The 16,521-nt window shown below is 42.2% G+C and carries 13 protein-coding genes; 10 read left to right on the top strand and 3 right to left on the bottom strand.

What is annotated here, in order from left to right; translation table 11 throughout:
- Positions 1 to 144 precede the first annotated feature (144 nt).
- The 5 genes from ACYZ0U_RS05055 to ACYZ0U_RS05035 all read left to right on the top strand — a co-directional run bounded on the left by ACYZ0U_RS05055 (position 145) and on the right by ACYZ0U_RS05035 (position 6,979).
- Complete coding sequence (locus tag ACYZ0U_RS05055; RefSeq protein WP_461450485.1) at positions 145 to 2,289, top strand: carboxy terminal-processing peptidase; 2,145 nt, start codon at positions 145 to 147, stop codon at positions 2,287 to 2,289.
- 148 nt (positions 2,290 to 2,437) lie between these two features.
- Positions 2,438 to 3,514 (top strand): ligase-associated DNA damage response exonuclease, encoded by a 1,077-nt coding sequence (locus ACYZ0U_RS05050; protein ID WP_461450483.1) that lies wholly within the window; start codon positions 2,438 to 2,440, stop codon positions 3,512 to 3,514.
- Positions 3,511 to 5,124, top strand: a complete 1,614-nt coding sequence (locus ACYZ0U_RS05045) for an ATP-dependent DNA ligase (RefSeq protein WP_461450481.1) — start codon at positions 3,511 to 3,513, stop codon at positions 5,122 to 5,124. The genes ACYZ0U_RS05050 and ACYZ0U_RS05045 overlap by 4 nt, the downstream gene beginning before the upstream one ends.
- A 119-nt stretch (positions 5,125 to 5,243) precedes the next feature.
- The gene (locus ACYZ0U_RS05040; protein ID WP_461450479.1) at positions 5,244 to 6,035 is read left to right on the top strand and encodes a DUF1835 domain-containing protein; all 792 of its coding nucleotides are present in this window, start codon (positions 5,244 to 5,246) and stop codon (positions 6,033 to 6,035) included.
- 194 nt (positions 6,036 to 6,229) lie between these two features.
- The gene (locus ACYZ0U_RS05035; protein ID WP_461450477.1) at positions 6,230 to 6,979 is read left to right on the top strand and encodes an SDR family NAD(P)-dependent oxidoreductase; all 750 of its coding nucleotides are present in this window, start codon (positions 6,230 to 6,232) and stop codon (positions 6,977 to 6,979) included.
- A 110-nt stretch (positions 6,980 to 7,089) separates the two neighbouring features.
- Here ACYZ0U_RS05035 and ACYZ0U_RS05030 read toward each other — a convergent pair whose 3' ends face one another.
- Positions 7,090 to 8,652 carry a glycoside hydrolase family 10 protein gene (locus ACYZ0U_RS05030; protein ID WP_461450475.1) on the bottom strand — a complete coding sequence of 521 codons (1,563 nt, stop codon included), beginning with the start codon at positions 8,650 to 8,652 and terminating at the stop codon, positions 7,090 to 7,092.
- Between the two features lie 336 nt (positions 8,653 to 8,988).
- Here ACYZ0U_RS05030 and ACYZ0U_RS05025 point away from each other — a divergent pair, with 336 nt between their 5' ends.
- A complete protein-coding gene (locus ACYZ0U_RS05025) occupies positions 8,989 to 9,900 on the top strand; it encodes a hypothetical protein (RefSeq protein WP_461450473.1) in 912 nt (303 codons plus the stop codon).
- 189 nt (positions 9,901 to 10,089) lie between these two features.
- Here the strand turns inward: ACYZ0U_RS05025 and uvrA are convergent, their stop codons facing one another.
- Positions 10,090 to 12,969 (bottom strand): excinuclease ABC subunit UvrA, encoded by a 2,880-nt coding sequence (gene uvrA / locus ACYZ0U_RS05020; protein WP_461450471.1) that lies wholly within the window; start codon positions 12,967 to 12,969, stop codon positions 10,090 to 10,092.
- 210 nt (positions 12,970 to 13,179) lie between these two features.
- Between uvrA and ACYZ0U_RS05015 the strand changes: the two genes are divergently transcribed.
- From ACYZ0U_RS05015 to nth, 4 genes are all read left to right on the top strand, one after another.
- Positions 13,180 to 13,734, top strand: a complete 555-nt coding sequence (locus tag ACYZ0U_RS05015; RefSeq protein WP_461450469.1) for a hypothetical protein — start codon at positions 13,180 to 13,182, stop codon at positions 13,732 to 13,734.
- A 215-nt stretch (positions 13,735 to 13,949) separates the two neighbouring features.
- Entirely contained in the window at positions 13,950 to 14,534 is a 585-nt protein-coding gene (locus ACYZ0U_RS05010; protein ID WP_461450467.1) for an RNA polymerase sigma factor, read from the top strand.
- Positions 14,535 to 14,627: 93 nt separating this feature from the next.
- A complete protein-coding gene (locus ACYZ0U_RS05005) occupies positions 14,628 to 14,828 on the top strand; it encodes a hypothetical protein (RefSeq protein ID WP_461450465.1) in 201 nt (66 codons plus the stop codon).
- An 89-nt stretch (positions 14,829 to 14,917) separates the two neighbouring features.
- A complete protein-coding gene (gene nth, locus ACYZ0U_RS05000; RefSeq protein ID WP_461450463.1) occupies positions 14,918 to 15,709 on the top strand; it encodes an endonuclease III in 792 nt (263 codons plus the stop codon).
- A 120-nt stretch (positions 15,710 to 15,829) separates the two neighbouring features.
- Here nth and ACYZ0U_RS04995 read toward each other — a convergent pair whose 3' ends face one another.
- On the bottom strand, positions 15,830 to 16,510 hold the full coding sequence (locus ACYZ0U_RS04995) for a porin family protein (protein ID WP_461450461.1): 681 nt from the start codon (positions 16,508 to 16,510) through the stop codon (positions 15,830 to 15,832).
- Positions 16,511 to 16,521: the final 11 nt, after the last annotated feature.

Raw genomic sequence — 16,521 nt, 5'->3', positions numbered from 1 at the left:
CTATAAATTCAAACATTATTGTAATATTGGCATTTCTAAATTGCGGTCAATTCTAAATGATCCTTTTTTATTTACGTTAGCAACTCACATTAGGCACAAGTATTGATGTTTTATTTTAATCCCCGTTTAAATACTCTAAAAGATATGTTCAAGAAATTATATTTCGTATTAGTACTGAGTGCCGCAGTAGCATGCCATGCAGCCCCATCAAAACCAATTAAGGTTGATGGTTCAAATGATCTGCAGCCCGATGCACGCCAAAATTTGGTTTGTAAAGAGGTTGCATCATTAATTTCAAAATACAATTACAAAAAGGTTAATCTGAATGATTCACTTTCGGCTGTGGTTTACACGCGTTATATTAAAAAACTCGATCCTGATCATAATTACCTGTTAGCATCAGATGTAAAAGCATTTGATAATTTTAAATACCAGTTAGATGATGATTTGAAAGCCGGTAATTTGAATGATGTTTTCTATATGTTCAACGTTTTTCAAAAGCGTTACCTCGATCTGATCAAATACTCATTGGCACACATTAATGACGACTTTGATTATAACAAGGATGAAACCTTTACTTATGACCGCGAGGACCTGCCATTTATTGCTACGCAAAAAGAATTGAATGAGCTGTGGATTAAACGCGTTAAGTACGATCTTTTAAATCTTAAAATAGCCAACCCGGATATGGCTAAGAATAAAGAAACTTTAAAGAAACGCTACCAGGATCTTTTATCGCAATCAAATAAGCTATCGAACCAGGAAGTGTTCCAAACATTTATGGATGCATTTACTGAAGCTGTAGATCCGCATACCAACTACTTTAACCCTTTTAATGCGGCACAGTTCAACATGGAAATGTCGCGTTCATTAGAAGGTATCGGCGCAACATTAGGCTCCGAAAATGAATATGTAACTATCAAAAGCGTGGTACCGGGCGGGCCGGCTGATAAAAGCCGTCAATTAGGAGCAGACGACCGCATTGTTGGTGTTGCACAAGGAAAAGACGGTGAATTTCAGAATATAGTAGGATGGAGAATTGATAATGCCATTGCCCTGATACGCGGCGCAAAAGGTACGGTAGTTAAATTACAAGTTTTACCTGCAGGTTCGGGCGCAAGTGGCAAGATCAAAATTGTTGAAATGGTTCGTGAAAAAATCGTTTTAAAAGATGAATTAGCTAAAAAGGAAATCCGAACCTATAACAGCAATGGCAAAATTGTTAAAATAGGTATTATTGATATTCCTGCATTTTATGTGGATAACAATGCGCAGCAAGCCGGTGATGCTAACTACCACAGCACTACCCGCGATGTTAAATTAATATTGGATTCATTAAAAAATGAAAACGTTGATGGTATTGTATTAGACCTTCGCGAAGATGGCGGTGGCTCATTATCTGAAGCGATATCATTAACCGGCTTATTTATAAAAGATGGCCCTGTTGTACAGGTAAAAGATACCCGCGACAAAATTGAGGTTGACAGTGATGATGATCCGTCTATTTCTTATGCAGGCCCGCTTGCTGTGTTGGTTGACCGTTTCAGTGCGTCGGCATCCGAAATTTTTACCGGAGCTTTACAGGATTACGGCCGTGCAGTAGTATTAGGAACCCAAACCTATGGTAAAGGTTCGGTACAAACAGAAATTGAACTGGATAAAGTTATCGACCCATCATTGGCAGATATGGTATCTAAAGTTGTTGGTGTAGCAAAAAGCCGCCCTACAGGCGCGGTTAGTACTTTTGGCCAGCTAAATTTAACCATCGCTAAGTTTTACCGCATAACCGGCAACTCAACGCAGCGCCATGGTGTTACACCTGATATTACTTTCCCATCAGTTATTCCTTTAGACAAATACGGCGAAGATACTGAGCCATCGGCAATGCCTTTTGATGTGATCCCGGCAAGCGATTATGTTAAAGCAGGCAACCTGAGTCCGGTTATCCCTCAATTAAGAAAACTGCATGATGCCCGAATGAGCACCAGCGACAGCTACAAATATTTATTACAGGATGTAGCTGACTTTAAAGAGCACGATGCGGAAAGGTCGATCACGCTGAACGAAGCACAGCTTAAAAAACAACGTGATGATGACGAACAAAAATCATTTGAGCGTGAAAATTTACGCCGTGTAGCTTTAGGCTTAAAACCATTGAAAAAAGGAGACCCTAAGCCTAAAAATGAAGACCTGGATTTTGTGAAAATAGAAGCCGGGCAAATCATGACCGACTATATCAATATCAATGGTAAGGTCACGCAAGCAATGCCTCAACAATTCTCAAAATAATAACTACAACAAATCCTGGCTCCGCCGGGATTTGTTGTTTAAATCCCCTGTTTTAGAAGTTATTTCTTTAGATCCGCTGAGTTAACTCTTCGCCAAGTATCTTACTTCCTACTTCTAAACAAAAACCCTTCATCGCGGTTTATTCTACATGGCTAAAAAACCGCTGCTTGAATTTACCGACAAAGGCATTTACTGTGCACACGGTAAATTCTATATCGACCCGTGGAAACCGGTTGATGACGCGGTGATTACCCACGCCCACTCAGACCACGCTTATTGGGGGCATAAACATTACCTGGCGCATCACTTATCGCGCGAGGTTTTGTTATATCGTCTGGGCGAGATCAACCTGCAAACTATTGAGTACGGCGAAACCATCAACAAAAATGGTGTTAATGTTACGCTTTATCCTGCGGGGCACGTGATCGGCTCGGCGCAAATCAAGGTCGAATATAAAGGTGAGACCTGGGTGGTATCCGGTGATTATAAAACTGAGGATGATGGTATATCTACACCTTTTGAGCCGGTGCAATGCCATCACTTTATATCGGAATGTACCTTTGGCATGCCGGTTTATCAATGGAAACCGCAGGTGCAGATATTTGAGGATGTAAATAATTGGTGGCATAATAATTTACAAAATGGGCTGGCAACAGTCATCGTTGGTTATTCATTAGGCAAGGCACAGCGTATCCTGCAAAACCTCAATCTATCAAATGGTAAAGTTTATACCCATGGCGTAATCGAAAATACCAACGAAGCGCTCAGGCGCAATGGTATCATCTTAAATCCAACTACAAGGATCACTTCCGATACGCCAAAAGAAGAAGTAAGAAAAGGCATTATCATCGCTCCACCTTCATCGGTTGGTACGCCTTGGATGCGGAAGTTCGGCCCATATAGTTTTGGTTATTGTTCGGGATGGATGGCGCTTCGCGGGGCAAAACGCCGCCGGGCTGCCGACAGGGGTTTCATCATGTCGGACCATGCGGATTGGGATGGCCTCATCAGCGCCATTGATGCTACCGGCTGCGAAAGCGTTTACCTTACCCACGGCTACACCGCCACTTTCACCAGGTATTTAAACGAGATAGGTTTTGATGCCCACGAAGTACATACGCTTTATGGAGGCGAGGAAGAGGAAAACCCTAACCTACCGGGTGGCGAAACTTTAGACGGCGTTGCCAAAGAGCCGGTAACATCAGAAGAGGGGAGCGCCATATGAAGGCGTTTGCGCAACTTTTCCTCTCGCTTGATGAAACCAATAAGACCAATGAAAAGGTTAAGGTTTTAAAGGATTATTTTAACAGCGTTCCTGATACGGATAAAATGCACATGCTGGCATTATTTACCGGGCGAAAACCGAAGCGAATTATCAATGCCACCAATGTTAGGCATTGGGCGGTGGAGGCTTCAAACATCCCGCCCTGGCTGTTTGAGGAAAGTTACCATGTAGTTGGCGACCTTGCCGAAACAATGGCGCTACTGATGCCCCAAAGCAGCAACAGCAGCAACAAAACACTTACCGAATGGATTGCGGAACTAAATACCCTGGGACCAAAAACCGAAGAAGAGCGCAAACAATGGTTATTAGAGTCATGGGCGATGCTGGATAGCCAGGAACGCTTTGTATTTAATAAATTACTGACCGGCAGTTTCCGGGTGGGTGTATCGCAAAATCTGGTAGTAAAGGCTTTGGCTGATATTACCAAACTGGACGCCGCCACCATCACCCACCGGATTATGGGTAACTGGATGCCTGAAACTTATACCTACGAGCAACTGATACAGGAAAGCGGAGCCGCCGATGATATATCGCGCCCCTACCCTTTCTTTCTGGCCTACCCGATACAGGAAACATCGGAGAAAAGAAAATCAGCCGAAGAAATTGAATCTTCTTTAGGCGATGCAGAAGAATGGCAGGCAGAATGGAAATGGGACGGCATACGTGCGCAAATGATCAAACGGGAGGGTAAGATCTTCATCTGGAGCCGTGGCGAGGACCTTTCGACCGATAAATTTCCGGAACTACATCCATTTCTGAACGCTTTGCCCGATGGAACGGTAATAGACGGAGAGATCCTCAGCTTTCAGAATGGCTTACCCATGCCATTTAACGTGCTGCAAACACGTATCGGCAGAAAAAATCTGAACAAAAAAATATTAGAGGAAAGCCCGGTTGCGGTTATTGCTTACGATTGCCTGGAATTTAAGGGTGAGGATATTCGCACCAAAACACAATCGGAACGGCGGGTAATTTTAGAAGGTTTGCAGGCTGATACACCATACCCCGAAACATTCCGCATATCTGAACTCATTAAATTCAACAACTGGACGGAACTGGAAACCATCCGCGAGCAATCACGGGCGATGATAGCCGAGGGCATTATGCTGAAGCGCAAAAGCGCCACCTACCAGGTTGGCCGCCGACGTGGCGATTGGTGGAAATGGAAGATCGATCCGTTATCGGTGGATGCAGTGATGATCTACGCCCAAAAGGGCCACGGCCGCCGTGCTGATCTGTATACCGATTACACTTTTGCTGTTTGGGATGGGGACAAGCTGGTGCCATTCGCCAAAGCCTACTCCGGTTTAACCGATGCAGAGATCAACAAGGTGGATTACTTCATCAAACGCAATACACTCGAAAAATTCGGCCCGGTACGCACCGTAAAGCCTGAGCTGGTTTTTGAGATAGGTTTTGAGGGAATTAACCGCTCAACAAGGCATAAATCTGGCATCGCCCTGCGTTTTCCGCGTATTTTGCGATGGCGGCATGATAAACCAAAAGAAGAAGCAGATACATTGGATAATTTAAAGGCATTACTGGATTAGCGCGAATGGGTCCCCATTTAGATAAGAACTAAATGCAAAGTGTTAAGTTTCAAGTAATATTCCCGCTACACCGCATCAAAACATTACCTCCTTTGTTTTAATTCTATATTCATCAACAAATGGAAAATATACTACACATCCTTAACGGCGATGGTACACTGAACGGCTTTGAAGATACCAGCCTCAATGGCGATATTTTGGTTTGGCGCGAGGTACTTTCGCAAGGCCCGGTGGAAAAGAATATTTCATCAGGCAGTTTTTGGAAAAAGCGTGTTGAATGGATCTCCAAAGCCTTTGAGGATGCCCCGGATGATTACGAGGAAAAAGTCATCAATCACCTGAGTATGTTAAGCGATCCCTACCAGGAGATAAACCTATGGTTTGAGTTCGACCTGCATTGCCAGGTAAACATGCTGGGTGTGATCATGATGCTGCGAAAACAAACTAATCTATCCGGCCCGGGTATATTTTTGATCTGTCCGGATAGTTTTCCCGGCATGGATAATTTTAGGGGCATGGGTGAATTGAATGGCGAGCAATTGGAATATTTGTACGACAATATCCGCGTACAACTGGGCGAACCCGATTTTTACATAGCCACCGAAGCCTGGAAATATTACACTGCCAACAATATTGATGCATTGAACCAATGGCTGCACGAAAACAATTACTGGGCGAACCTGCACTTCCTGAAAAATGCGTTATTGGCCCATGTTAAGCGGTCTACCGTAAACACAAAAGGGCTAAACCATATTGAACAAATCCTGCTGGATATTTATAATTCCGGCATCCGGGATGAATCGGGCATATACGAAGCCTTCTGGAAAACTGAAAGCATCTATGGCATGGGCGATATGGAAATTGATATTTACTTAGGGAGATTAAAAGAAAGGGGATTGCTCGATTTATAATGAGTTAAAATTTTCTCCCTATAATCCCGAACATAATTATTTTACCCACTGTTAGTATACTCACAAACAATCATAAAATTTAAAAATTGCTTGTGAGTACACAGGCAAGAGGTTAACTTATCTAAAAAAGATACAACCTGCTTCGTTGCCCCTTCCCGCAATTACATTTTTTTATAAATTTACCTCATAAAATCATGAGCAAAACCTACATCATCAGTGGCGCGGGCAGTGGTATTGGCCGTTCTATAGCACAAAAACTTTCAGCAGATGGGAATAATTGCATTTTGTTGGGTAGAAGTAAAGAACAGCTGCAACAAACTTTGAATACGCTTAAACAAGGCAATAATCAAGTTTTGATAGCCGATATCCGCAGTAAGGAAAGTCTGCAATCCGCATTCGAAAAGCTAAATAACATATCCATCAATGGCCTTATCGCCAATGCTGGCATTGGCGGCGAAAATCAATGGGGCGATACCGACCGCTGGGCACAGATCATCGACACAAACCTAACCGGCACCTATAATTTTATAAATACCTTTTTACCGTTAATACGTAAGGCTGATGAGGCTAAACAAATTGTGATAACTTCTTCCGTTTTAGCGCGGTTGGGCGTGGCTAATTACTCCGCTTATTGCGCATCAAAGGCCGGTTTGTTAGGTTTAATGCGCTCCTGGGCTGTGCAATTCGCCCCTGAAAATATTTTGGTTAATGCCATTTGCCCCGGTTGGGTTGACACCGATATGGCACAACAAGGCCTGCAAGGGATAGCCGATGGCATAGGCATCAGCAAACAGGAGTTTTATGATATAGCCATGCAAAGTGTACCCTTACGCCGCATGAGCCAACCTGGAGAAATAGCCGACCTGGTTACCTACCTGGTTAATCAAAGTTCCATTACCGGGCAGGCTATTGATATTAATTGCGGCGCGGTTATGAATAGTTAGTTGGAAAGAATCAGGAGGCAAGACTAAAGTACTAACCTTGAAAAGTATAAGCTATTCTCTGTGCAGCATACAGATTGCTTCGTTCCTATTAAGGAGGTTCTAAATCAAATCTATTTCGGAACCACCACAGCAATACTCGGCGATCGGTCACTCTCATTCTTCAACCTATCCAGAGCCGTAACAATGTATAGATACGTCTTCCCTTTTTGTATTGTTTTATCCTGGTAGTTGGTGGAATTATTATAGGCAATATGCAAAATATGACTCGGACTATTAATATCTATCTTTTCCGCACCTTCAAAACGATAGATGACATAACCATAAACCGGTTCCTTATCCAATGCCGGCAATGGGGTTTGCCATGTTACGTTAACCATATTGCCCACTAAATGCGCCACCACGTTTTGCGGCACATTAGGTGGTATCGAATCCAGCCAGAGCATTACCGGCGGCAAGGCCGGGTATTTGTAAAAGTTACTGGCCAGCGAATCGGCGAAGCCGCCAAAATTGTTTGTTAGCGAGTTTGAGCTAAAAAACACACTCCCTTGTACACGCGGGTTATTCCGAAGATCACGCATTTCATTAGGAAGTTCCGATGGATTTTTAAATGCGATCGATGCCTTTGACCTTTCGGCAATACGGTATACCGCCTGCCCAATGTATAAGTGCCGGTTAAAGGTATTGTTACTCCACCAGTTTAATAAAGTATCAAAATTAGCTACACGACTGCTGCGCGACCAGTAAACCTGCGGCACAGCATAATCAATCCAACCTTCCTCCATCCATTTGCGCACATCGGCATAGTTTTCGTAATAAGACGAGCCGCCATGCGTAGCGGAACCCTCGGGGTTTTGGTATTGATTGGCCCAGATCCCAAACGGACTAACACCAAATTTAACACGTGGTTTATGTTTGCCAATGCTATCGCTTAACATTTCTATCAGCGTATCCACATTGTGGCGGCGCCAGTCTTTTATATTATCATAGCCTGCGCCGTATTTTGCGAAAGTAGCCGCATCGGGTATGCTTTGCCCGTCAACCGGGTATGGGTAAAAGTAATCATCCATATGGATACCGTCCACATCATAATTATCCAGCACATTTAAAATAATGTGGATAATATACTCCCGCACCTCAGGAATACCGGGATTAAAGAGCTTCTGTCCGCCATAGGTGAAAAACCATTCCGGTTTTAAGTTGGTAATATGATTAGGGCTCAGCTGGCTGTATTTGCTATCATTGGTAGCACGATAAGGGTTGAACCAGGCATGCAGCTCCATACCGCGTTTATGCGCTTCATCAATTGCAAATTCAAGCGGGTCATAAACCGGGTCTGGCGATACACCCTGTTTACCCATCAACCATTTGGACCATGGTTCGGTTCCCTTGGCATAAAATGCATCTGCCGCCGGGCGAACCTGGAAGAATACCGCGTTGATCCCTGTTTCCTGGTGCGCATCTAACATGTCGGTAAGCTGTTGCTTTTGTTCGTCAACAGTTGATTTTGGCTTTGGCCAGTCTATATTTTCAACGGTCGCTATCCATACCCCCCTAAACTCGCGTTTTGGGCTGATCTGGTAACGTTTTGTGGTATCTACCTGTACTTGCGCATTTACATTTTGCAGGATAAATAAAGACAATATAAATGGCAGGACGTATTTATGTAGATGCATTAAACAGGTAAATTTTAAAGCTGCAAAGATATAAAACTCTGCTCGTTGCCATTTTATTATAGCGCAATAATTAATTGATTTTTGGCTTTTTATGTATTTGTACTTACATTAGCAACGCATCCAGGTATAATTTTTACTTAAAAAGACGTTATATTACTAAAATTTTACACTTTTAAGCAGTATTAACAATCAACAGCATTTATTAGTGTTTACTAATTTGCTGTTATACTATTAACCAACCGGATGGATGTAAAATATAACCAACGCCATCTACGTATCATAAACTAACGAATTATTTGTTCGTTTTGATATTATTTTTAACAAAAACCGATTACTATGGAAAACCAATCTGGGCAAACACCTAAAAAAAATTCAAATGTAATTTACTTTCTAATTGTTGTTGTAGTGGCTTTATTAGGTACCGATGTTTACCTGTATCTGCAAAAAAACAAATCAGATGTGATAGTGGTAAGCCAGGGTGATGAGAAACAGAAATTGCAAAATGAGTTAGATAGCCTTGAATCGCAGGTAGAGCAGGTTAATGCCGGCAAAACCAAAATGTCTGCCGAAATGCAGGCTAAAAATGATTCATTACAAAACAAAATAAGAGTATTAAGAAGCGAACTGGCAAAAGGCACGTTAACTAAAGAAGAGTTGGCACAGGCACAGGAAAACGTAAAACAACTGCGTTATTTTGTAACCAACTATACCGCGCAGATCGATTCATTACAAAAATCTAATGCCTCACTAAAAGTTGAGCGCGATACTTTAAAAACTAACCTTGCCGTTGTAAAAACCAAGGCTGATACCCTCACCAAGCAAAACCACGATTTAAGTAACAAGGTGCAAATAGCTTCGGCGCTTAAGGTTGCAACGGTAGAAGTAGCTGCTTTTAAAGTAAAAAACAGCGGTAAAGAAGTTGAAGTGAGCCGCTCATCACCTGCTAAAAAAATCAAGATCAGCTTTACGGTAGCAAGCAATGCTGTTGCGCCAAAAGGCAGTCATGATATTTATATCCGTGTGATAGACCCAACCGGCAACCTGATCACTGAAGGTGATTCCGGAACTTTTACTGCTGACGGTACCAGCCTGCAATACACCTACAAAACGTCTATCGACTTTAAAGACGATGGCAGCAATTATATAGTTGATTGGATGAACCCTTCAGCTTTCCAAAAAGGAACTTACACCATATTGCTTTATGCTGATGGTTACACCATGGGCAAAACAAGCCTGACACTAAAATAGATATCAGTGACTGAAGTTTAGAGATTAGGAAAGCCTCTTGCACAACGCAAGGGGCTTTTTATTTCACTTGTCATCTCGACTGCAGGGAAAGATTGTCTGCCCCCACCAAAGCGGCTATGTAAATCGTAGAAGATTTTTCGCTACCGCTCAAGAGATAAATTTCTTCCTCCGACCAAAACGATAAGGAGGTTATTTAACAGCCTCAAACCGTTCTTTTAAGAACGCACCTGTATAGGAATCTTTTACCTTGATCAAATTCTCAGGCAAGCCTTCAAATACTACTTTACCGCCTCTGTCGCCACCTTCAGGGCCAATGTCTATCACCCAGTCGGCACATTTGATCACGTCCATGTTATGCTCTATTACGATGATGGTATTGCCATGATCAAGCAATGCGTCAAACGACTTCAGCAGCTTTTTGATATCCTCGAAATGCAAACCCGTGGTGGGTTCATCAAAAATGAACAATGTTTTATGCGTATTATTCCCTTTAACTAGGAAAGATGCCAGCTTGATACGCTGTGCCTCGCCGCCTGATAAGGTATTTGATGATTGCCCCAACTGCACATAGCCCAAACCAACGTCAACCAACGGTTTTATTTTGGCGATGATCTTCGGCTCTTTCTTAAAGAATTCCAAAGCTTCATCTATGGTCATGCCCAACACTTCAGACACATTCTTTTCATTGTAAGTAATGTCCAAAATATGTTGTTTAAAACGCTTGCCACCGCAGGTTTCGCAGGTTAAAAAGATATCAGCCATAAACTGCATCTCAATCTTCACTTCACCCTCGCCCTGGCAAACATCGCAACGGCCACCCTCTACATTAAAGGAAAATGCCGATGGCTTTAACCCTGCGGCCTTAGATGCGGGCTGTGCCGCAAATAAATTCCTGATCTCGTCCCAGGCCTTAACATAAGTAACCGGGTTTGATCGGGATGAACGGCCGATCGGGTTTTGATCCACCAGTTCAACCTGTTCTATCTTCGCGTAATCACCTTCAATCGCATCGTATGATCCGGTTTGCTCGCCTGAATAATTGCCCAGCGTTTTTTGCAATGCAGGTGCCAATATCCGCTTAACCAAACTGGTTTTACCCGAGCCTGATACACCGGTAACCACGGTCAAAACGCCTAACGGGAATTTCGCATCTACATGTTGCAGGTTATTTTCGCGGGCACCTTTTATGTCGATATGATCATGCCATTTACGGCGATGATCAGGTATAGCAATTTCTTCCTTGCCGCTCAAATAACGCCCGGTAAGGCTGTTATCATCCTTAATAATTTCATTATAAGTACCCGAGAAGATCAACTCACCACCATGTGTACCAGCCGCAGGGCCGATATCAATGATATGATCGGCAGCCTTCATGATCTCTTCCTCGTGCTCAACAACCAGTACGGTATTTCCTACATCACGCAGCGATTTCAATACCGTGATCAAACGTTGTGTATCGCGTGGATGCAAACCGATGCTTGGCTCATCCAAAACATATATCGACCCAACCAAACTACTGCCCAACGAAGTAGCCAAATTGATACGCTGCGACTCACCGCCTGAAAGTGTATTCGACAATCTATTCAGTGTTAAATAACTCAAGCCAACATCATTTAAAAACGACAGTCGGTTGGTTATTTCCATCAGCAGGCGTTTGCCTACTTTGGCATCTGTTTCATTTAACTGTAGGTTGCTAAAAAATTCTAAAGCTTTATCCAAAGCCATCAATACCACGTCGGTGATTGATTTGCCATCGATCTTTACATAAGATGCATCCATGCGTAAACGGCTGCCCTTACATTCCGGACAAGTAGTTTTACCACGGTAGCGCGACAGCATCACCCGGTATTGGATCTTGTAGGTCTGCGCCTCCATTTCCTTGAAAAACTCATCCAGGCCCCGAAAATATTTATTGCCGGCCCATAACAGCCTTTGCTCCTTTTGAGTGAGCTGGTTATATTGGCGATGGATCGGGAAATCAAACTTTAAAGCAACGCTGATTAGCTTATCATTCCACTCGCGCATTTTTTCGCCGCGCCATGGGGCAATCGCGCCTTCATATACACTTTTGCTTTTATCAGGGATAACCAGGTCCTCATCAATACCGATCACTTTGCCATAACCTTCGCAACGCTTACAAGCACCGTAAGGGTTATTAAAGCTGAAGAAATTAGGTGAGGGCTCTTCAAATTTTATCCCATCTAATTCAAACCTGTCGCAAAAAAAGCGTTCTGTTTCTTGTTCAGCATCCGGCTCCTGGTAACGCACGTAGCAATCACCCTTGCCTTCAAAAAATGCAGTTTGTATCGAGTCGGCTAAACGGCTGTAAGTTTCATCTTCTTCGTTTTTAATGATACGGTCGATAACGATCCGAACGGCTTGATGGGCCGATGTCGCGCTTTCGTTAGTTGCCTTTTCACCTTTAACCTCATCTTTCAGCCATTGCCCATCATCAACAATGCTCATATCTTCCAGCAAGGCTTCAATACGCGATAGCTTTTGCAGGTACTCAACCCTTACAAACCCTTTTTGCATCAATACGGCCAGCTCTTCTTTTAAGCTGCGGTTATTGTGCGGGTAAAGCGGGCAAAGTATGGTAACCTGGGTATCATTCGGCAAGGTCATGATGAAGTTGATCACATCGGTAACCGAATCCTTCTTCACCAGATTGCCGGATATTGGCGACAGTGTTTTACCTATGCGCGAAAAAAGCAGTTTTAAATAATCATATATCTCGGTCGAAGTACCAACCGTTGAACGCGGGTTGGAAGTAATCACCTTTTGCTCAATAGCGATAGCAGGGGCTATGCCTTTAATGTAATCCACATCCGGCTTGTTCATACGACCCAAAAACTGGCGCGCGTATGACGACAGGCTTTCTACATACCTGCGCTGCCCTTCGGCGTACAGGGTATCAAAAGCCAATGATGATTTACCCGAACCCGACATGCCCGTAACCACTACCAGCTTATTTTTAGGTATGGCCACATCCAGGTTTTTCAGGTTGTGTACACGTGTTCCCTTAATTATAATATGCTTCTGCGGATCTTTTTCTGCTTCTTTGATCATTCAAATATTAGTTCATGGTTAGTGGCTGATAGTTCATAGCAAAGTCTGTTCCGACAATGCGCAAATGGGCTATAAAACCACGAACCTTTCCAAAACGCAAAAATCCTAAAATTATTAGCCGTTTCCAAATGCGTGCCACTAATAAATGGGAATATGATTTTGGGTTGATTAATTAACCTAAACAATTAACTTAGAGCCGTAAAACAGACCATGGATAACCCGGTAACCGAAGATTTCAGCCCCCAAATTAATTACGAAAAAAGCATACAAAAACATAGGCTCATCTATAAAATAACACCTGTCCGCGTTTTTTGTGAGGCAGTAAACTGGCTCATGTTTTCGTTATTTATTTTTATCTCTTTACAACCTTTACTCTTTGGCAGAACAGCGTCTACAGGGGTAGTGATTCTTATAATATTATTTAACACCTGGATGCTGTCAAACGCGATCCTCAATTATTCGCTCGTAAAAATCCCGGGCAAAACAATTGATGAAAATAAAACAGTTATCCGTTTTGCCATAAATGAGTTTTTAACGGTTAAAGATTTCAAGGTCGATAACGAAATAATGATGCGGAGCTTTAAACCTAACGGTCGCCCTTTTTGGGGCAAAATAGTAACCATACTTTTTGACGGAACGGAGATGTACCTCAACATCACTACTACAGGCAAAACAGATAATCCTACCATGATACACGGCCTGCGTAACTATATCAGGGCAAAAAGGATCGCACGATATTACAGGAAACATTATTTCTCAAACTAATCTTTACACTGCCTTTATTAGCCTAACCCATTAAACTTTAACACCTTAAATCAGTCAAATGTTAAAAAATGTTAAAGTGTTAAAATGGCTTAATTATTTGGTTTTTTCCGGTTTTTTTACTTTATTTGATGTAACAAAAAGGAGACCCTATATAGATTAAACTCTACTTTAACAAAAAATATATCTTTTAATTAAGTTTAAAGTAAAGGTTTTCTATGGATTTTCAATTGCAAAGTGATCAGGATTTAATCCATCTATATATTACCGGCGAAGAGGCCGGATTAGTGGAATTAATACGCCGATACCAATCTAAAATTTACACCTCAATTTATTTACTGGTAAAAGATGAATACCTCGCCGAGGATATTTTTCAGGATACCTTTATCAAAGTAATCAACACTTTAAAAGCCGGGAAATATAACGAGGAAGGTAAATTCCTTCCCTGGGTTACCCGTATAGCGCACAATTTAGTGATCGACCATTTCCGCCGCGAAAAGCGTGCGCCAATGGTTAGCAATGGCGACGACTTTGATATTTTTGAGGTATTAGGCAATTATGATGAAAGCGCCGAGGACCGCCTGGTTCGTGAGCAAACGCACAAGGACCTGAAAGCCCTGATCCAGCTGTTGCCTTCCGAACAAAAAGAGGTTTTAATCATGCGCCATTTTGGCGATCTATCCTTTAAAGAGATAGCTGATATTACTGATGTGAGCATTAATACCGCACTTGGCCGCATGCGGTATGCCTTAAATAACCTGCGTAAAATGATGCAGGGTAAAGAGTTGAGCTTGAAAAACTAATTTCATGAAATTTTCATGAAAATTTTTTCACAGTTATAAAATATTACTTATTAGCTTGCGTTTAGTATTTGTACTTTAACAATAAACAAGCTTATGGGTGAAACCTTTACAAAAACATTTAGCCCGGTCATTAACAACGCACAAGTGAAAGACAAGGATGTACATGAAATTACAGATGCGGATGATTTGATCTTTTATCATTCTATCCGTGCAGATTTGGATCTTTTAAGAAAAAAACCAAAGTTGCAGACAATTCATCACATTCTCGACTATTCAAAGAGCTTACGTAGTTAATTACGGATCGGCAAAAGACTAAAAGCCTGGTATAAATTATACCGGGCTTCTTTTTTTTATTTATTTTCGACGGCACACATTTATCGCCCATGCTAAAGCAAGAACGCTACCGCCATTTTGTAGATTATTTTTCGAAAAACCAGCCCAATGCCGTTACCGAACTGCATTACGGCAGTCCGTTTCAGCTACTCATAGCGGTGATCCTGTCGGCACAATGTACGGATAAGCGCATCAACCAGGTAACCCCTGCCCTGTTCGAGCGTTTCCCAACGCCCGAGAGTTTATCAGCATCAACACCGGAAGAAGTTTTTACCTATATCCGCAGCGTAAGCTATCCAAACAATAAAGCCAAGCACCTGGTAGGAATGGCTAAAATACTGGTTGATGTTTTCCATAACGAGGTACCATCGGATATAGACCAGCTGCAAAAAATGCCCGGCGTGGGCCGAAAAACCGCTAATGTAATTGCTTCAGTAGTTTATGATGCGCCTGCCATAGCTGTAGATACACATGTATTCCGCGTAGCGAATAGAATTGGGTTAACTACCAATGCCAAAACCCCATTAGCTGTTGAAAAGCAATTAGTAGAATATCTACCCAAAGATACTTTAGCCATCGCACACCATTGGTTAATTTTACATGGTAGATACATCTGTATAGCCCGAAGCCCCAAATGCGATATCTGCCCGTTAACGTGGTTTTGTAAATACTATGCCAGTACTAATACCGAAACGTACCTGCTAAAGGCTAAAGCCGCTAAAGCGAAAAAAACAAAGGATCAAAAGAAAAAGAAAGCGCTGGACAAGGTCAGCAAAGAGTTATCTAAGCGTAGTGAGGGGAATTTGAACGTAGTAATCCCTAATAAAAAAATTGGAGATTAGAGATCGGGTTATTCATCAAAGGCAATCATCAACTCAAACACAACATCACAAGCCCTTAATTTAAAACCCTACCCTCTAATCTCCAATAGTATTACTTTATTAAAGATTGACTAATTATAATTAGTCAAATTTTATGCCTAAACCAATCTGAAATACCTGATTTCTGTATTCAGGCACATAAGAGTCGCCATAACCATCACCCTGGTTAAAGTCAATAGTGTAACGTGCACGTAATTCAACATTCTGATTCAAATCAAAACTCACACCAATAACACCATCAACAAAAGTATTGTTGCCGTTATTGTTATTGTCGTGGTTTTGCGCAGTAACTGTAAAGCCGCTGCTGTAAGTGTTGGTTGTGTTAGTTAAGAATGACAATTGCGGGCCAATTAAAAAGTTAAAGCCCGGCGCTAAATGAAATTTAGCTAACAATGGCACATCGATAAAATTTTCGCGGGATGTAAAGTGTCCATCAGGAGTGCTTGCACTGTAGCCTTTTTGAGAATACAAAACTTCAGGCTCAAAAGACAATGGATAGATCAACGGCACATCTAAAAACAAACCTGCATTAAAACCCGCAATGGTACCGGTGTTCACCTGGTTATCATAACCGGTTACGGTATTGGCCAGGTTTAAACCACCGGTAACACCTACTCTCACGCGATAAAAATCGTCGTGCCTGTCAACCGGCCTGCGGTGCTTAACCACTACCACTCTGCGTGGGCCATAATAGTATTGCTGCGCGCTAACAGAACCTGCAAACATGAGGCCTATAGCTAATAGTAAAAGGATTTTTTTCATGTTAAAATGTT

The organism is Mucilaginibacter sp., from assembly GCF_965225845.1.
In the GTDB taxonomy this organism is placed as follows: Bacteria; Bacteroidota; Bacteroidia; order Sphingobacteriales; family Sphingobacteriaceae; genus Mucilaginibacter.
This window is presented reverse-complemented; position numbering and strand designations above follow the sequence as displayed.